We start from the raw sequence: 17670 nt of genomic DNA, 5'->3' as shown, positions 1-17670 counted from the left end.
TGCGGAGACGGTGGGATTTGAACCCACGGTACCCCGTAAAGGGTACTCCACCTTAGCAGGGTGGTGCACTAAGCCGAACTATGCGACGTCTCCTTGGCATCTGCTTGCGCAAACACACTCCCTCATCTTAGCCGTACCACGGGTATCCACTCTCACCATGACCACCGGGTCAGAAAAACGGATGCCGCGCCCGGCTACTGGTTCTCGAGCGTACGTCCCCTGGTGCAGGTATAGTCGCCGGCGGTCTGGCCGGTCACCGACTCCGATAGGACGACTCCGGGGGCTTCCGTGGCCACCGGCGCATCGGTCGCGGCTGGAACATCGGTCGCGATGGGGTCTGTGGTCGCAGCCGGGGCGGGAGCGGCTTCGACGGGAGCGTTGGGGTCGGCGACGGTGCCGCGGCCGGTGGTTCCGCTCAGCGCGAGGGGTTGATCGGCAGCAACCGCCTCGAATAGGTTGTCGAAAGATGGCTGGACGGCCTTGACCCCTCCGGTCGTGCTGCCGGTCGGCACCTGCGCGAAGACGACCTGGTCGAGGTCGATGTCTTTCACTGCCACGGCGATCGACGCGAGGGTTGTCACGCTGTTGAGACTGTCGGAAAGCCGCATATTGCCCGTCACCGCCTTGGCCAAGGCATACACCTTGGCTGGGTCCGAGAGGGTGTCAGCGCTCTTGATCGTGCGCACCAGCGAGGACATGAACAACTGCTGGTTGTTGATGCGGGTCAAGTCACCGCCGTCGCCGACGCCGTGGCGGGTGCGCAGAAACTGGAGTGCGTCGTAGCCGGCGAGCATGTGCTCGCCCGGGTCGAGGAACGTTCCCGTATATTCGTCTTCGATGCGGCTGGCCACGCAGACCGGCACGCCACCGACGGCGGAGGACATGGCCATGACTCCGCTGAACTGCACCTCTGCGGCGAACGGGATGGAGAGGCCGGTGAGCTTTTCAACGGTCAGCACCGTGCAGGCGAGCCCGCCATAGGTGAGCGTGGTGTTGATCTTCTGGCTGCTCATGGCGCTGAAGGAGCCGCCCTCGGGGTCGGGGCAGGAGGGGATGGAGACGAACATGTCACGGGGAAAGCTGATGACCGACGCGTTGCTGTGATCTTCGGAGATGTGCAGCAGCATCGTCACGTCGTTGAGATCGCCGGTGGAGTCTTCCGGACCGAAGGCTGCATCCTGCCCGACACGGCTGTCACTGCCGACGATGAGCATGTTCACGCCACCGTCGATGGCGCCGATCGATGGGACCGGACCGTTGGTCTCATTGGCAAGGTGCACGCTCGGCTGCACGCTCGCTGCAACGTCATAAGCTGCGATCGCGCCGACCGAAAAGCCGCTGACCAGGACGACGGCCAGGCTGCCGGCAAGAAACTTCGCGACCGTGACGGCAGCATTCGACTTCTTCAGGCGGCCGTGACGCGCAACGGTTTTGAGGTTCTGCGAACCGTTCGAGCGGGGGCGAAGTTGGTCGCTCACTCATGTCCTCTCATCGGGTTGCTGGCCGGACCGAACTGAAGCGACAGTCGCTGTACGCCGGTGGTTGTGCATTTCACAGGTGCTGCGGAGGGCGTGGGATTCGAACCCACGAGACATTTCTGCCCACCAGTTTTCAAGACTGGCTCCATCGGCCGCTCGGACAGCCCTCCCGGTTGCCCGTGCCCCCACGCAAAATGCAACGTAGAAACAATTGGGCGAACTGGCCCGATTCTAGCCGATGGCAGACTGCTCAGGCTGACAGAGCCGGCTGAAAAACGGCTGGATGCCCGTCAGAGCGTGCGCAACACCGTAGCGAGGCCATCGATGGCCACGTTGCCGGTGACCTCCGATCCGGCGGCAAGAACGTCATCGGGTGACTCCCCCATGGCCACACCGCGACCGAATTCGCCGGCCCATTGCAGCATGTCGATGTCGTTGCGACCATCCCCGACGGCCATTACCCGGTCGCGGGGGACACCAACAGACACCCGCACCCGCTCCATCGCCGTGGACTTATTGACACCGTCGGGAGCGATGTCGAGCCAGGCAGTCCACCCGATGGCGTAGCTGACCCGGTTCAGCCCCATGCGCTCGACCACCTGGAGAAAATCCTCCATGTCGTGGTCGGGGGAGATGACGACCACGCGGGTTGCCTGGTGCTTCAGAAGCTCATCGAAATCGACCCGTTCGCTGTCCATGCCGATCGTGGCATCGGGAATCGGCTCGGTATAGCGGTAGAAGCCGTGCTCGTCTTCGACGGCGAACCGCGCCGACCCGAGGTGCGCCCGAATCGATATGAGCACGTCGCTGGGGTCGAAGGTTTCGACCCATTCACGGCGGTAGCCCATGGGCGCTGAGGCGTCGCGGTGCATGGTGATGGCGCCGTTGGAGCAGACGACGTAGCGCGGTGAGATGCCGAGTCGGTCGAGCACCGGCAGGGCTGCGGCGGCGGAACGCCCGGTGGCCAGCATGACCTCGTGTCCAGCGGCGGTGAGCCGGGCGACCTCGTCGATCACGGCCTGGCTGATCGAGCCGTCTTCGTGCATCGTGGTGCCGTCGATGTCGAGGGCGACGAGCCATCGCTCGGTCATGGACACCGCGGTCACTTCGTTCCTTTCACGGGGAGCGGCGTGAGTACCTCGAGGCCACCGAGGTAGGGCTGCAGCGCGCTCGGAACGAGCACCGAACCATCCGCTTGCTGGTGCGTTTCGAGCATGGCCACGAGCCAGCGAGTGGTCGCCAGCGTACCGTTCAGGGTGGCGACCGGCGTGGTCTTGCCCGATGCGGTTCGATAGCGGATGTCCAACCGGCGCGCCTGGTAGGTGGTGCAGTTGCTCGTGCTGGTGAGCTCGCGGTATGCATTCTGGGTGGGCACCCATGCCTCGATGTCGAACTTGCGGGCCGCGCTCGAGCCGAGGTCACCGGCAGCGACGTCGATAACCCGGTAGCTGAGGCCGAGCGACTGCAGCATGCCCTCCTGCAGGGCGACGAGGCGATCGTGCTCGGCCTCGGCGTTCTCGGGCAGCACGTAGGTGAACATTTCGAGTTTGTTGAACTGGTGCACGCGAATGATGCCACGGGTGTCTTTTCCGCCCGAGCCGGCCTCACGGCGGTAGCAGGTGGACCAGCCGGCATACCGTAGCGGCTCTTCGGAGAGGTCGAGGATCTCGTCTTTGTGGTACCCGGCGAGCGCGACCTCGCTCGTGCCGGTGAGGTAGAGGTCGTCGGCGGGCAGGTAGTAGACCTCATCATTGTGTTCGCCGAGAAAGCCGGTGCCGTCCATGATCTCGGGTCGCACCAGGGTGGGGGTGATGAGCGGCACGAAGCCGGCTTCGAGCGCCCGGTCGAGCGCCATGTTCATGAGGGCGATCTCGAGCCGGGCGCCGATGCCCTTCAAGAAATAGAAGCGGGTTCCGGAGACCTTGGCGCCGCGGGCCATGTCGATGGCCCCGAGCAGTTCGCCGAGCTCAAGGTGGTCGCGCGGCTCAAAGTCGAAAATCGGGGCTTCACCGTGGGTGCGCAGGGTCGCGAAGTTTTCTTCGGCGCCGACCGGTACGCCGTCGATGATCGGGTTCGCGATGGTCTTGACGACCGCGGTGAAGCGGGCGTCGGCCTCGCCGGCGATGACTCCAGCAGCCTTCACCTCGGCGGCGAGGCTTTGCGCTTCTGCAACGAGGGCTTTTTTCTCAGCGCCAGGCGCCGCAGCTACCCGCTTGCCGAACAGGTTTTGCGCGGCGCGCAGGTCTTCGAACGCCGTGATCGTTGACCGCCGTTCCGCGTCGGCAGCAAGCGCGGCATCGACCGCCTCAACGGAGTCGCCACGGGCCTCCTGCGAACGCTTGAAGAGGTCAGGGTTTTCGCGTAACAGCACCGGATCAATCACCCGGCCAGTCTACAAGCGACTCCCGTCGGGCAATCGCGAGGCCAACCCAGTAGCCTAGGCCTCGTGAGCGCCTCCGAAAACCTCGCCCAGCATGCTGCCGTCGTCTACAACCCCGTCAAGGTCGACCTCGCTAAGTTGCGGGCGAGCGTGGCTGAAGCGGAGCAGTCCGCCGGATGGGGTACGACGCAATGGTTTGAAACAACTGTCGACGATGTCGGCCAGGCCGCTACCAAACGGGCCCTCGATACCGGCGCCGCTATGGTGGTCTCGGCCGGCGGTGACGGCACGGTGCGGGCCGTCGCCGAGGCGCTGCGGGAGTCCGGCGTGCGCATGGCCATCGTGCCATCGGGTACCGGCAATCTGCTCGCCCGCAACCTGCTGCTCCCGCTCGGCAGCATCGACGCCGCGACATCGATCGCGTTCAGCGGTGTCGACAAGCCCATCGACCTCGGCGTCGCTATCGTGACCACCGATGCCGGCGCCGTGGAAGAGCACGTTTTTCTGGTCATGGCCGGGCTCGGGATCGACGCGCAGATGATCGCCCACACACGCGACGACCTCAAGAAGCAGATGGGCTGGCTCGCCTACGTCGACGGGGTGGCGCGGGCGCTGCCGAAAGCGCAGCCCTTTCGCATCCGCTACAGCGTTGCTGGACGCACGGACCGGCCGGCGCAGGTGAGCGCCATTCTCGTCGCCAACTGCGGGCTGCTGCCGGGCAACCTGCAGTTTTTACCGGACGCGCGCCTCGACGACGGCATTTTGGACATTGCCGTGCTGCAGCCCAAGGGCATGCTCGGCTGGCTCACCATCTGGCGGCGGGTGACCTGGGAGAACGGGGTATTGCGCCGCTCCGCGGTAGGGCGACGCATGATTGCGGCGACGGAGTCGTCAAATGAACGGGTGATGACGACCCTGCGCGGGCCCGACATTCGTATCGCGCTCGAGCACGCGCAGGATTTCGAACTCGACGGCGATGAGTTCGGTCTGGTGCAGAAGGTGCGCCTGCACGCCGATGCGGGCGCGCTCATCGTGCGCGTGCCGGCCTGAGCCAGATAGCGGAACTGACTATGGGCGCGACGATCGAAAACGCCACCGCAGGGCGTGGAAGAACAGCAGGCCCACAACGGTGAGTAGACCGGTGGAGATCATCGGGGGTATGAGAGCGTAGATCAACTGTTGCATCACCATCTCGATCGGCACCTCCGCGTTCGAGGATCCCGAGAAGCCGGAGCTGAAATAGGTGGAAGTGATCGTGCGCACCTGCAGGATCAGCCCGCCGATGAGGAGGGCTGGCCCGATAATCCACAGGGCAATGATGAACGGATTACGCGGCTCGAATTGGTCGAGGGGCTCGTCATCGTCAGCTGCACCGTCTGCAGGCACAGGGATCGCGCCCGAGTTGCGCGCGTCTGTTTCGACGGATGCTTCTGGCTGCTTGGAAAAGGTGGGTGAGAACAGCTCGGTCATCGCCGCGCTCGTGGAATCCGCCGAGTCACCGGGCTCATAGCCGCGCTGATAGCGGGCATCGTGCTCCGGGTCAAAGCGCGGCTCGGTCATTGGGCGGGCTCCCCCGCGATCAGCCCGCGCAACCAGTCGCGGGCCTCGATGAAGATGCCGTCGTCGTAGCGGGAGGTGAACTCGATCTTGCGCTGGTCTGCCCGCGGATAGGACCCGAGAAAGATCACCTTGGGGCTGAAGCGGCGAAGTCCGAGCAGTGCGTCAGCGACGCGCTCATCCAGAATATGGCCGTCGGCGTCGACCACGAAGCGGTACCGGCCGAGGGAATCCCCGATCGGCCGGGACTGGATGAGGCTGAGGTTCACGCCGCGGGTGGCGAACTGCTCGAGCATGTCGAGCAACGCGCCGGAGCGGTCGCTCGGCAGCTCGATGATGAGGCTGGTCTTGTCGGCTCCGGTCGGCGCGGTGAGCTCGTTGCCGCGGGCGACAAGCACGAACCGGGTCACCGCGTTCGGGTTGTCACCGATTTCTGACGCCAGGACAACGACGTCGTGGTGCTTGTCGATGCCGGGCGGGGCGATCGCGGCATCCGCTTGCGTGTTGTCCAGGAGGGACGACGCGGCGGCGACGTTGCTCGACGCAGGGATGTGGCCGTGGCTCGGCAGGGTGCGTTCGAGCCAATTGCGGCACTGCCCGTAGGCGACCGGATGCGCGTTGATGACGCGCACGTCATCCAACGTTGTGCCGGGGCGGGCGACCAGTACGAAGTTCACGGGCACCAGGTACTCGCCGATGATGCGCAGGTTAGGCACGCTCGCGAGGGCATCCTGCGTGGCCGTGACTCCGCCGTCGACGGAGTTCTCGATGGCGATCATTGCCGCCAGGCTGCGGCCACTCACGACATCGGCGAAGGCCTCACCGACGTTGTTGACCGGACGCCAGATCTGGCCGCGGGCGCCCGGCACTTGGGCGAGCGCCGCTTCGGTAAAGGTGCCGGCCGGGCCGAGATAGCTGTAAGTCTGGGCTTGGAGCGGATTCGGCGAGTCGGGCATGGCTGACAGCCTACCGGGGGTGCCAGACTGTGCTCATGAGCCAACGAGCAGGAACCCGCGCCCTGGAATCTGATTTGATCGACGTTGATGGGCTGGTCAAGGCCTATTACGACCTGAAACCGGATGTCACGGTGCCGACCCAACGGGTCGTCTTCGGCACTTCCGGGCACCGTGGCAGTTCGCTGAACACCGCGTTCAACGAGGATCACATCAGTGCCACGACGCAGGCGATCGTGGAATATCGCGCCGGTCAGGGCATCACCGGCCCGCTCTTCATCGGCACCGACCCGCACGCCTTGAGCGGCCCGGCCTACACGACCGCCCTCGAAGTGCTCGTCGCCAACGGCGTGCGCGTGCTCGTGGACGAGTTCGACGACTACGTGCCGACCCCGTCCCTGTCGCACGCGATTTTGGCCTACAACCGCGCCGAGCACGGCGACCTGGCCGACGGCATCGTCGTCACCCCGAGCCACAACCCACCGATGGACGGCGGCTTCAAGTACAACCCGCCACACGGCGGTCCGGCCGACAGCGATGCCACCTCGTGGATCGCTAACCGGGCCAACGAACTCATCGCTCATGGTCTCGATGGCGTACTGATGAGCGAACCCAGCGCCCTGGAAACCTACGACTTTCGCGGCAACTACGTGAACGACCTCGAGAACATCATCGACATGCAGGCCATCCGCACCAGCGGAATCCGCATCGGGGCCGACCCCCTCGGCGGCGCAAGCGTGGGCTACTGGGGCGCCATCCGTGACCGTTATGAGATCGACTTGGTCGTGGTCAACCCGAAAGTCGACCCGACCTGGCGCTTCATGACCCTGGATTGGGACGAGAAGATCCGGATGGATCCCTCGAGTGCGTCGGTGATGGCATCCGTTGTGGCCCACAAAGATGAGTACGACATTCTCACCGGCAACGACGCTGACGCCGACCGGCACGGCATCGTGACGCCCGACGGTGGCCTGATGAACCCGAACCACTTTCTGGCCGTCGCCATCGACTACCTGTACAGCCACCGTGAAGGCTGGAAGCCCGACGCTGCGGTGGGTAAGACCCTCGTCTCGTCGACGATGATCGACCGGGTGACCGGCTTTCTCGGCCGCGACCTGTGGGAGGTGCCCGTTGGTTTCAAATGGTTCGTCCCCGGCCTCATCGACGGGTCTGTCGCTTTCGGCGGTGAAGAGAGCGCCGGAGCGAGTTTCGTGCGTTTCGACGGCAGCGTCTGGACCACCGACAAGGACGGTATTCTGCTCGCCCTACTCGCCTCCGAGATTCTCGCGGTGACCGGCAAGACCCCGAGCCAGCGCTACGCGGAACTGACCGAGCACTTTGGTGCTCCGTCGTATGCCCGAGTGGATGCCGCCGCCACGCCCGCGCAGAAGGCCGCCCTGGCCAAACTCGACGGCTCGATGATCACGTCCACCGAGCTTGCTGGCGAGAAGATCACCGGAGCGTTCAGTGTCGCCCCCGGCAACGGCGCTGCCATCGGCGGCGTCAAGGTGACGACCGAGAATGCCTGGTTCGCGGCCCGGCCGAGCGGCACCGAAGACGTCTACAAAATCTACGCCGAGTCTTTCCTCGGCCCGGAGCACCTCGCCCTGGTGCAGGCCGAGGCCAAAGCCATAGTCGACGCCGCGATCGCCTAGGGAACACTCCAGTAGTACGCAGTGCCGCCCGGGTGTTCCACCGTGATTGCTGTGTCGACCGAACGATAGTCGGAATCCAAGGTGTGCCCGGCAAAGAAGATCGAGACGGTGTCGCCTGCTTTTTCGACCTTGGTGACGATCCCGGTGTGGTCGCGGTCGCCGGTGTTGTCCCAGTCGAATTGCGCGATGTCGCCGACCTTGACCTGGTCGCGCTGCTGATCGGTCAGGGCTACGGCCTTGCCGGTCGCCGCGATGTACTTCATGAAGGCGGTCGAGCTGCGCCAGGCCGCTGTGGAGTCGTACGCGTTGCCGTTCTTCGGACTCGACCAGACAGCGTCCATGGTCCAGCCGCGGGCGATCATGGCCTGGCTGGCGAAGTTGACGCAGTCATTCTCGCCGAGCACTCCCCACTCTGCGGAGTTGTAGTTTTCGAGCTTCCAGTGCGTGAGAAGGTAGTCCAGCTGGGCCGTTACGGCGGCGCCCACAGCCGGTGTCGCCGCGACCGCCGCCGCGAGAGCAGACTCGGTGGGGGTGGGGCGAGCCGGTTGCTTTGTTCCGGCGGGAGTGGCGGCATCCGTGGCCTCGGCGGTCTTCGCAGAGTCGGCGGAACCCTCGAGGGCCTGCACGACGAGCGCGGTCGCGCCGACGGCGAGTACGGCTCCGACGGCCGCAGTGAGGCCGAGTAGCTGCCATCGGGTCAGCTGCACTGTGTACTCACTTCGATTTTTCTGGGAATGGTGGACTGCCTAGGCATTGAAAGCGGCACTCAGATAGAGCCCGATCGCCGCGAGGGCGACGAGCACTCCGACGATGATGACGCCGATCAAAAACCGGCGGCGGAGACGCCGCTGGTCGGCTTCCGTGGGTTCGTTGTTCTGCAGCATGATTCGAGCTTAGCTGCGACGTTTATCAGAGTTCTGGATGCGGCGTGCACAACTGCGAAGATATGTGGCAAGAATTCCCGTTCCACCCGAGTGCAGGCCTGTTTCGACCGGATGTCCGCGCTGAGGCACGCGGGCTTCGCAGTGAAGGTACAAAACGTTGGTTGGAGGCCGCGCGGCAGGATAGCGTGACGTCATGTCGCAGACCGCACCCACACCGTTCCCCTGGCCGCACGGATTTCTCTGGGGGTCGGCGACGGCCGCCGCGCAGATCGAGGGCGCCGGCCATGCCGGCGGCAAGGAAGACTCAATCTGGGACGCGTTCGCGCAGGTTCCGGGCGCCATCGCGGGCGGCGACGATTTGGAGACCGCCGTGGATCATTACCACCGGATGCCCGCCGACGTGGCGCTCATGGCCTCACTCGGCCTCGACTCCTACCGTTTTTCCACCAGCTGGGCGCGGGTACGTCCGGGCGACCGCGCCGTGAACCCGGAAGGGCTCGACTTCTATTCCCGGCTCGTCGACGAACTGCTCGGCGCGGGTATTCTGCCCTGGCTCACCCTGTATCACTGGGACCTGCCGCAGGCACTGGAGGAGAAGGGTGGCTGGGCCAACCGTGACACCGCCTACCGTTTCGTCGACTACGCCACGGATGTCTACTCCGCGCTCGGCGATCGAGTCACCCACTGGACCACCTTCAACGAACCGTTCTGCTCCTCGCTGCTCGGCTACGGATCGGGCGTGCACGCGCCGGGCCGCCAAGACGGCCGGGCGGCGATCGCCGCCGTGCACCACCAGCACCTCGCGCACGGGCTCGCGGTCAACGCGCTGCGCTCAGCGGGAGCCCAGAACCTCGGGATCACGCTCAACCTCACCAACGCCGTGCCGCGCGATGCCACCGACCCGGTCGACATCGAAGCGGCCCGGCGGCTCGACTCGCTGGCCAACCGCATCTTTCTCGACCCGCTGCTGCATGGTGCCTACCCTGAGGCCACCCTGCGCGACCTCGAGCCGTTCGGCCTGGCCGAGATCATCCACTCGGACGACCTCGAGATCATCGCCGCCCCGCTCGATTTTCTCGGCGTCAACCACTATCACGACGACCTCGTGAGCGGGCACGCGGATGCCTCGGCGAGCGACTCGCACGCCGGCGGCGCTACGCGTTCGGTCGGGTCGCCGTGGATCGGGTCGGAGTACATCAGCTTTCCCAGCCGCGGACTGCCGCGCACCGCGATGGACTGGGAGGTCAACCCCGACGGACTGCGCCTGCTGCTCGTGCGGCTCGGCAAAGAATATGACCGGCTCCCGCCGCTCTATGTCACCGAGAACGGCGCCGCCTACGACGACGTGGTGAGCGCCGATGGCGCCGTGCACGACGCCGAGCGCACGGAGTACATCGTGGCGCACATCAACAAGGTGGGCGAGGCCATCGCGGCCGGCGCCGATGTGCGCGGATACTTCGTCTGGTCGCTGCTCGACAACTTCGAGTGGTCCTATGGCTACGAGAAGCGCTTCGGCATCGTGCGGGTCGACTACGACACCCTCGAGCGCACGGTGAAAGACAGCGGAAGCATGTTCGCGGCGCACATACGAGCGGCGCACGCGGGCTGAGCGGCCGCAGGCGAGCGGATGCCGCCCGTTGGCGGCATCCGCTTCTGGCGGCACTCCTCAGCGATGGCAGCACTCGTCAGCCATGGCGGCACTCGTCAGCGATGGCAGCACTCGTCAGCCATGGCGGCACTCGTCAGCGATGGCGGCACGCTGAGGTAGGGGTGCCAGCATCTCTAACGAGTGCCGCGAGCGTTGCTGTCGTGCGTCGCCCCCTGCCGGGGCTCGGTGAGACTACAAAATCTCAGTGGTTCTCCGCGGTTGTTTCAAGAAACTGAACGTCGGAAACCGGCGCGAACCGGGCGCGCATCACGCTGAACGCCTCCGGGTTCTGGTCGATGAGCACGAAGCGTCGGTCGAGCGCGGCAGCGACCGCTCCGGTGGTGCCGCTTCCGGCGAAGAAGTCGAGCACCCAATCCCCTTCGCGGCTGGACGCCTGGATGATGCGACGCAGAATTCCGATCGGTTTCTGCGTGGGGTAGCCGGTTTTCTCCTTGCCGGTGGGAGAGACGATCGTATGCCACCAGACATCCGTCGGCAGTTTTCCCTTGGCCACTTTTTCGGGCGTGACCAGGCCGGGCGCCATGTACGGCTCCCGGTCGACGGTCGTGGAGTCGAAGTAATACCGGGCCGGATTCTTCACGTAGACCAAAATCGTGTCGTGCTTGGTGGGCCACTTGTTCTTGGATTTCGCACCGTAGTCGTAAGCCCAGATGAGTTCGTTGAGAAAGCATTCCCGGCCGAACAGGGCGTCGAGCAGCACCTTGGCATAGTGCGCTTCGCGGTAGTCGAGGTGCAGATAGAGCGTGCCGTCGTCGGCGAGCAGGCGCCAGGCCTCGATCAGGCGCGGTTCCAGAAAGGCCCAATAATCTTCGAACTGATCGTCGTAGCCCAGCAGGTCACCCTTGATGCGCTCGTAACGCTGGCCCTTGAACCCCGTGATCGTACCGACCGCGTGCGAGCCGTCGGCGGAGACCGACCGTACGGAGGTGGTGCTCTGCCGTTTCTGCGAGCGGCCGGTGTTGAACGGCGGGTCGAGGTAGATCAGGGTGAAGGCGCCATCGGGCAGGCCCGGCAGCACGTCGAGGTTGTTGGCGTGGATGACACGGCTCGGGCTGGTCGGTGTCCACGCGTTTGGCATGTACCCATTCTTTCAGCCTGCGCGCCGCTCATCGGTTTAGTCTGTCGGGATGACTGCTGAATCGACGACCATCCACTCGCAGAACCTGGCCGATGCCGGGACTGTGGAAGTACGCCACGACCCGGGGCAGAGCCGCTACACGGTGTGGCTCGACGACGAGGCCGTGGGACGGGCCGACTACACCACGACGTCAACGGCCGTGCACTTCACCCACACCGAGGTCGATCCGGCACAACGCACGCACGGGCTCGCCAGCATTCTGGTCGAGCAGGCGCTGGGCGACGTGCGCGTTCGCACCACGCGAGCCGTCGTGCCGGACTGCTCGTACGTGGCGCACTGGATAGACACTCACGTTGACTACCAAGACCTGCTGACGCGCGGGCGTTAGTGGCGGGTGGATGCTGGCGGGCGCACCGCGAGCATCCGTTCGTCGCGGTTCACGGAACCCGGGCCAACCAGGCCTCTGTGCTGAATTTGTTCGCGACGAGCTCGGTGGCCTTGGCGTATTCCTCGGCGGTGACGTCACCCTCGCTGGCGCCGTACAGGCCGGTGAAGGTTTCTTTCATACGGTCGATGATCGCAGCGCGGGTGAGACCGGTCTGGCTGCGTAGCGGGTCGACGCGTTTGGCGGCGCTCGTGATGCCCTTATCGCTGAGCTTTTCGCGGCCGATGCGCAGCACCTGCACCATTTTTTCGCCGTCCATGTCATAACTCATGGTGACGTGATGGAGCACGGCTCCGCTTCCCAGACGCTTCTGGGCAGCTCCGCCGATCTTGCCCCCGGGACTCGTGATGTCGTTGAGCGGCTCGTAGTGCGCGTCGATGCCGAGGGTTTTGAGAGCGGTGATGACCCACTCGTCGAGAAAAGCGTAGGAGTCGGCGAAGCTCATGCCCTGCACGAGGTCGGTCGGCGCGTAGATGGAATACGTGATGACCGAGCCGGCTTCCATGAACATGGCGCCGCCGCCGCTGATGCGCCGCACCACGGTGAAGCCATACTTGGCGGCATTCTCGGGGTCGACCTCGTTCTTGAGCGACTGAAAACTGCCAATCACGACGGCCGGTTCGTTCCACTCCCAGATACGGAGTGTGGGCTGTCGGCGTCCCTCCGCAACCTCGGTCGCGAGCACCTCGTCGAGGGCCATCTGCAGCACGGGCGCGACGGGCTGCTGCGAGTGGATGATCTGCCAGTCGTAGTCCCGCCAGGTGCTCGCCTGCGCAAGCGAACGGCGAATCGCCACGGCCACGGCCTCCGGGGAGAATCCGAGCAGAATGGCACCGCTGGGGAGCGCACCACGCACCGTAGCGGCGATCGTGGCCGTCGCACTGCCGACGGGGAGGCCGCTCACCGCGGAGTTGATGTCTTCGAGGGCATCGTCGGGCTCAAGAAAGAAGTCTCCGGCCAGACGAAAGTTGGTTATGACGTCATCGACGACATCGAGATCAACGACGACCAGTTTGCCGCCCGGAACCTTATATTCACCATGCATACAATCAGCCTACGGCGGTCAAGCGCTCGTCGAGCCAGTCCACGAGGTCGCCGATGACTTCGTCGCGGTTAATCTCGTTGAAAACTTCGTGCCGAGCGCCCGGGTACACGATCAGGCGCACGTCCCAAAGCCCAGAACGCTGAACGTAGGAGTTCACCAGCTTGAGCGCACTGCGTTCCCCGCCGACGGTATCGTCACCGCCGACGAGCACGAGCAGCGGCAGGTGACCGGGAAGGTCGCGGGCTGGGCGACCGAACAGGCGCGCGGCCTCGCGAATGCCGAACAACTTGGCGAGCGGCGTCGCCGTGGTGAGCGGGTCGGCCACGAAGGTCGCGGCGACGGCCGGGTCCCGGCTGAGCCACTCGACCCCGGTCGTACCCAGTGCCTTGTGCCTGCGGTTCAGATCGCCGCCATCGAGGTAACCGGGCCAGCGGTAGGCGGTTCCGGAGAGCACGATGGCGTCGTACTCGGCCGCGTGCTCGTTGACGATCATCTGCACCATGAACGATCCCCAGCTGTGCCCGAGCAACACGAGGGGCAGGGCCGGCTGCTCTGAGCGGATGATTCCACTCAGCTGGTAGACGCCGGCTACTGCCGAGCGCAGCCCGCCGGCGCCGAGCCGACCAAGCTTGGTGTGATCGCCGCCGTGCTGAGCGAGTCCGGTCTGGCCGTGACCGAGGTGGTCGTCGGCGTAGACCGTGTAACCGGCCCGATTGAGGTCGGCGGCGAGCGCCGCGTAGCGCTGGGCGTGTTCGCCGACACCGTGGGCGAGTTGAATCACGGCTCGGGGGGCAGGGACCGGCCAGACGTAGTAGGTGATAACCAGGCCGGAGGCATCCGTATATGTAGGCACGAGGCTAGTCTGCCCCGTTGTGCGGGGCACGCTCAAAGTAATAATGTACTTAGCAAGGCTAATTTGTTATGCTAATGATATATGGAATCGCGAATACACCCGAAAACCGCAGCCCTGGGAGTCGTCATGGCACTGCCGTCGGTAACCCCTGACCAGGCGGCGACAAACACCTCGGAGATCAGCCACGAATTTCGGCTGGCCAACGGGCGCTTAGCTCGCCGGCTGCGGCAGGAGACGGCCGAAAACGAGTTGGGCAGCGGCCAGTTTTCGGCACTCGGCGTGCTTTACGTGCACGGCCCGCTGACGCTCACCGAGCTGAGCGAATTCGAACGGGTCACCCCGCCATCGATGACCCGCACGGTCAAATGCCTCGTCGATGCCGGCCTCGTGACGCGCACCGATTCCGCGCTCGATGGCCGCAAGATCGTGCTCACCACAACGGATGCCGCGCGCGAGATGATGACCGAAACTCGCAAACGGCGAGACGCCTGGCTGGTGCAGCGCGTCGCGCGGCTCAGTCCTGAACAGCACCGCGCTCTCGCCGCCGCGACGCTGATAATGAAGGAGCTCGCCGACAGTTGAGTGCTATGTTCCGCTCGCTGAGCGTCGTCAATTACCGCATCTGGTTCGCCGGAGCTTTGGTGTCGAACATCGGCACCTGGATGCAGCGCACCGCCCAGGACTGGATCGTACTGACCGAGCTCACCAACTACAACGCGACCGCGGTCGGCATCACCATGGCTTTGCAACTCGGTCCGATGCTGCTGCTCATGCCCTGGTCCGGGCTGATCGCCGACCGGTTCAACCGGCGCAAGCTGCTCATTCTCACCCAGACGCTGATGGGGTTGCTGGCCCTCGGCCTGGGTATTCTGACCGTGCTCGAGGTGGCCGAGCTCTGGCACGTCTACCTCTTTGCCTTCGGCCTCGGCATCGTCGCCGCGATCGACGCGCCGGCCCGCCAAGCTTTCGTCTCCGAACTCGTCGCTGAAGACCAACTGTCCAACGCCGTCGCACTCAACTCCGCTTCATTCCACGGTGCACGCTTGATCGGTCCGGCCGCCGCCGGACTGCTCACGGTTGCCGTCGGGGCCGGCTGGGTGTTCATGATCAATGCGGTTACCTTCGCCGGGACCGTCTTCGCGATGACCCTGCTGCGCACGCACCAGCTGCGTCGCCAACCGACGATCTCCCGCGAGCGTGGGCAACTCCTGGCTGGCTTTCGCTATGTGCGCGGTCGTTCCGACATCGTTGTCGTCATGATCGCGGTCTTTCTGATCGGCACGTTTGGCATGAACTTCGCCATCTTCACGTCGACCATGGCCACGATCGAGTTCGGCCGGGGGGCTGCGGAATTTGGCCTGCTCAGTTCGATCATGGCCATCGGCGCCGTCATCGGCGCTCTGCTCTCTGCCCGGCGGAGTCGCGCCCGGCTGCGCCTCATCGTGCTCGGCGCCGCTCTGTTCGGCATTGCGTGCGCACTGTCGGCGATCATGCAAACATATGCCACTTTCGCCATATCTCTCACGCTGGTCGGTCTATCCTCACTCACCCTGATGACGACCGCGAACGCGTACGTGCAGACCACGACGCGGCCCGAGATGCGCGGCCGGGTGATGGCGCTCTACATGGCCATTTTCGTCGGCGGCACTCCCCTCGGCGCGCCGCTCGTCGGTTGGGTAGCGGATGCCTTCGGCCCGCGTTGGGCGCTCGGTCTTGCAGCGATGTCCGGCTTGTTGGCGGCGGCCGTCATATTGTTCTGGATGGTGCGCTATCGCCGGTTGCGGGTGCAGCTGCATCCGTTCTCGTCACCCAGGGTGCGCGTGCGGCATTCCGGCGACGGGCGCGAGGTGCCTGCGACCAAGCACAGGGGCGCCAGGCCGACGCTGCGCGAGCACGAGGACGCCGCCCTGGATATTGCCCCAGACCTGGATCGCGAGCACGCCGCCGAACGCAACCGCGAAACCGCGACGCGAGAAATCGCCATCGTCGAGGCCACAGTGCCGCGCTAGAGCTAGGCGGGCACCATTGCCGGGTGCCGGCCCCGCACCGCCGATTTCGGCGAGCGGCAGCTAGCGCACCCCGCCCATCAGGCGCAGCACCGGGCGGGCGATCAGGGCGAGCATAAGCCCCAGCACGATCGCGATGCCGCCGAGAACGCCGAAATAGAGTCGCTCGGGCGCCGTCGCATACCAGGCGGCGAGCACCCCCGACACGGCAGAGCCGAGCGCGACCGAGAGAAAGAACAGCGCAACCATCTGCGTTTTGAACACCGCGGGCGCGAGTTTGGTGGCGATGGAGAGCCCGACCGGTGAGAGCAGAAGCTCCGCGACCGTGAAGACCAGCAAAATACCAATCATCGCCAGCAGCGGCGTCGAATTCGCCGCGCCGCCGGCAAACGGCAGAAACAACAGGAAAGCGGCCCCCATGACCGCGGTTCCGACCGCGAACTTCATCGGCGTAGACGGCTGCCCCGAGCCCCACTTGGTCCACACAGCGGCGAAGATGCCGGAGAGCACGATGATGAAGACGGGATTGATCGACTGCACCCACGACACCGGCATCTCCCAGCCGAACAGGGCCCGGTCAAGCCGCTCGTCGGAATAGATCGTGACGACCGTGAACTGCTGCTGGTACAGCGACCAGAACGCGGCGCTGGCCACGAAGAGCGGGATGAAGGCGTAGACACGTTTGCGTTCTACCGGAGTGATCTGCCGGTTCGTGAGTATCACCGCGAAATAAGCGACCGTGGCGATGACGGTCAACCCAATCACGATCGTGACCAGATTGCTCGCGGTGATCACACCGGTCAGCACGAGCACGACGATGACAACGACCATGAGTGTTGCCACGTAGGCATAGCCGCGCCACCGGGACCGCGGGAGGGGATCCGGCACCAATCGGGCAGTATCCGGCAGCCGTTTGCGGCCGAACGAGTATTGGGTCAACCCGATCGCCATGCCTACAGCAGCGAGCCCAAATCCATAGTGAAATCCGATCTTGGTCTGCAACAGCCCAGTGAGGATCGGACCGGCAAACGCGCCGAGGTTGATGCCGAGGTAGAACAACGAGAAACCGGCGTCGCGCCGGGGGTCATCCGGGGCGTAAAGCGAACCGACGACAGACGTCGCGTTGGCCTTGAGCCCACCGCTGCCGACGGCAACCAGGACGAGGCCGGTTACGAGACCGCCGACCCCTGGCACGACGGCCAGGGCGATGTGACCGAGCATGATGACGATGGCGCTGTAGAACAGCACCCGCTCGGAGCCGAGAAGACGATCGGCGATCCAGGCACCGAGAATGGTCGACAGGTAGACGCCACCACCGTACGCGCCCACGATGCCGGCTGCCGTGGTCTGGGCAATTCCGAGGCCGCCGTCGGCGGCCGAGAAGTACAGATACAACAGCAGGATGCCCTGCATGCCGTAGAACGAGAAACGCTCCCACATCTCGACGCCGAAGATGTTGGCGAGTGATCGCGGCTGCCCGAAGAAGGCTCGGTCCTCGTGGACAGCAGCGCGGCCAACGATTTTACTCATTAGGCAATGGTACCAACCACGCCGGCTACCGGCCGGAGACGAACACCCGAGAGGTGGCCGGCGCGCACGGGCGAAGTAGGCTCGGGGGATGAATCCATTGCTGGTCAGCCTGCCCGATTCCCTCCTGCGCAAGGCGG

At 65.0% G+C, this 17670-nt stretch carries 17 protein-coding genes and 2 tRNA genes; 6 read left to right on the top strand and 13 right to left on the bottom strand.

The window, feature by feature from the left end:
* Positions 1–2: 2 nt before the first annotated feature.
* The 5 genes from CXY83_RS00700 to serS form a co-directional block, all read right to left on the bottom strand.
* Positions 3–93: transfer RNA gene (locus tag CXY83_RS00700), tRNA-Ser, on the bottom strand.
* Between the two features lie 101 nt (positions 94–194).
* Complete coding sequence (locus CXY83_RS00695) at positions 195–1478, bottom strand: LCP family protein (RefSeq protein ID WP_104195514.1); 1284 nt, start codon at positions 1476–1478, stop codon at positions 195–197.
* Positions 1479–1563: 85 nt separating this feature from the next.
* Positions 1564–1648, bottom strand: a tRNA-Ser gene (locus tag CXY83_RS00690).
* 120 nt (positions 1649–1768) lie between these two features.
* Positions 1769–2584, bottom strand: a complete 816-nt coding sequence (locus tag CXY83_RS00685; protein ID WP_233200494.1) for an HAD family hydrolase — start codon at positions 2582–2584, stop codon at positions 1769–1771.
* On the bottom strand, positions 2581–3861 hold the full coding sequence (serS, locus tag CXY83_RS00680; protein WP_104195513.1) for a serine--tRNA ligase: 1281 nt from the start codon (positions 3859–3861) through the stop codon (positions 2581–2583). The genes CXY83_RS00685 and serS overlap by 4 nt, the downstream gene beginning before the upstream one ends.
* Positions 3862–3924: 63 nt before the next feature.
* On the opposite strand from serS, the gene CXY83_RS00675 reads away from it, so the two are divergent.
* Positions 3925–4908 (top strand): diacylglycerol kinase family protein, encoded by a 984-nt coding sequence (locus CXY83_RS00675; RefSeq protein WP_104195512.1) that lies wholly within the window; start codon positions 3925–3927, stop codon positions 4906–4908.
* Between the two features lie 18 nt (positions 4909–4926).
* Here the strand turns inward: CXY83_RS00675 and CXY83_RS00670 are convergent, their stop codons facing one another.
* Together CXY83_RS00670 and pheA are read right to left on the bottom strand one after the other, a co-directional pair.
* Positions 4927–5418: a hypothetical protein gene (locus CXY83_RS00670; RefSeq protein ID WP_104195511.1), complete on the bottom strand. Its 492-nt coding sequence runs from the start codon at positions 5416–5418 to the stop codon at positions 4927–4929.
* On the bottom strand, positions 5415–6371 hold the full coding sequence (gene pheA / locus CXY83_RS00665) for a prephenate dehydratase (protein ID WP_104195510.1): 957 nt from the start codon (positions 6369–6371) through the stop codon (positions 5415–5417). Before pheA ends, CXY83_RS00670 begins: the two co-directional genes overlap by 4 nt.
* A gap of 35 nt (positions 6372–6406) precedes the next feature.
* On the opposite strand from pheA, the gene pgm reads away from it, so the two are divergent.
* Complete coding sequence (pgm, locus tag CXY83_RS00660) at positions 6407–8023, top strand: phosphoglucomutase (alpha-D-glucose-1,6-bisphosphate-dependent) (protein WP_104195509.1); 1617 nt, start codon at positions 6407–6409, stop codon at positions 8021–8023.
* On the opposite strand, the gene CXY83_RS00655 is transcribed toward pgm, so the two are convergent.
* A complete protein-coding gene (locus tag CXY83_RS00655) occupies positions 8020–8730 on the bottom strand; it encodes an amidase domain-containing protein (RefSeq protein ID WP_104195508.1) in 711 nt (236 codons plus the stop codon). The two genes, pgm and CXY83_RS00655, sit on opposite strands and share 4 nt — an antisense overlap.
* A 39-nt stretch (positions 8731–8769) precedes the next feature.
* Entirely contained in the window at positions 8770–8907 is a 138-nt protein-coding gene (locus CXY83_RS17525; protein WP_158251779.1) for a hypothetical protein, read from the bottom strand.
* 193 nt (positions 8908–9100) lie between these two features.
* Between CXY83_RS17525 and CXY83_RS00650 the strand changes: the two genes are divergently transcribed.
* Complete coding sequence (locus CXY83_RS00650; protein ID WP_104195507.1) at positions 9101–10516, top strand: GH1 family beta-glucosidase; 1416 nt, start codon at positions 9101–9103, stop codon at positions 10514–10516.
* Positions 10517–10757: 241 nt separating this feature from the next.
* Here the strand turns inward: CXY83_RS00650 and CXY83_RS00645 are convergent, their stop codons facing one another.
* Complete coding sequence (locus CXY83_RS00645; protein ID WP_104195506.1) at positions 10758–11654, bottom strand: site-specific DNA-methyltransferase; 897 nt, start codon at positions 11652–11654, stop codon at positions 10758–10760.
* Between the two features lie 49 nt (positions 11655–11703).
* Between CXY83_RS00645 and CXY83_RS00640 the strand changes: the two genes are divergently transcribed.
* The gene (locus CXY83_RS00640) at positions 11704–12042 is read left to right on the top strand and encodes a GNAT family N-acetyltransferase (RefSeq protein WP_104195505.1); all 339 of its coding nucleotides are present in this window, start codon (positions 11704–11706) and stop codon (positions 12040–12042) included.
* Positions 12043–12091: 49 nt separating this feature from the next.
* Here CXY83_RS00640 and CXY83_RS00635 read toward each other — a convergent pair whose 3' ends face one another.
* Together CXY83_RS00635 and CXY83_RS00630 are read right to left on the bottom strand one after the other, a co-directional pair.
* Positions 12092–13144 (bottom strand): biotin/lipoate A/B protein ligase family protein, encoded by a 1053-nt coding sequence (locus CXY83_RS00635; RefSeq protein WP_104195504.1) that lies wholly within the window; start codon positions 13142–13144, stop codon positions 12092–12094.
* A 4-nt stretch (positions 13145–13148) separates the two neighbouring features.
* Positions 13149–13997 (bottom strand): alpha/beta fold hydrolase, encoded by an 849-nt coding sequence (locus CXY83_RS00630; RefSeq protein ID WP_104195503.1) that lies wholly within the window; start codon positions 13995–13997, stop codon positions 13149–13151.
* 126 nt (positions 13998–14123) lie between these two features.
* Here CXY83_RS00630 and CXY83_RS00625 point away from each other — a divergent pair, with 126 nt between their 5' ends.
* Both CXY83_RS00625 and CXY83_RS00620 read left to right on the top strand, forming a co-directional pair.
* Positions 14124–14579 carry a MarR family winged helix-turn-helix transcriptional regulator gene (locus tag CXY83_RS00625; RefSeq protein WP_104195502.1) on the top strand — a complete coding sequence of 152 codons (456 nt, stop codon included), beginning with the start codon at positions 14124–14126 and terminating at the stop codon, positions 14577–14579.
* Positions 14576–16006: an MFS transporter gene (locus CXY83_RS00620; RefSeq protein WP_104195501.1), complete on the top strand. Its 1431-nt coding sequence runs from the start codon at positions 14576–14578 to the stop codon at positions 16004–16006. The genes CXY83_RS00625 and CXY83_RS00620 overlap by 4 nt, the downstream gene beginning before the upstream one ends.
* A gap of 60 nt (positions 16007–16066) precedes the next feature.
* Here CXY83_RS00620 and CXY83_RS00615 read toward each other — a convergent pair whose 3' ends face one another.
* Positions 16067–17533: a peptide MFS transporter gene (locus CXY83_RS00615; RefSeq protein WP_104195500.1), complete on the bottom strand. Its 1467-nt coding sequence runs from the start codon at positions 17531–17533 to the stop codon at positions 16067–16069.
* Between the last annotated feature and the right edge of the window lie 137 nt (positions 17534–17670).

The sequence above is a fragment of the Cryobacterium sp. M15 genome (assembly GCF_002929675.1).
GTDB classification, from domain to species: domain Bacteria; phylum Actinomycetota; class Actinomycetes; order Actinomycetales; family Microbacteriaceae; genus Cryobacterium; species Cryobacterium lyxosi.
The sequence above is the reverse complement of the archived record's forward strand: the minus strand, read 5'-3'. Positions and strand labels throughout refer to the sequence as shown.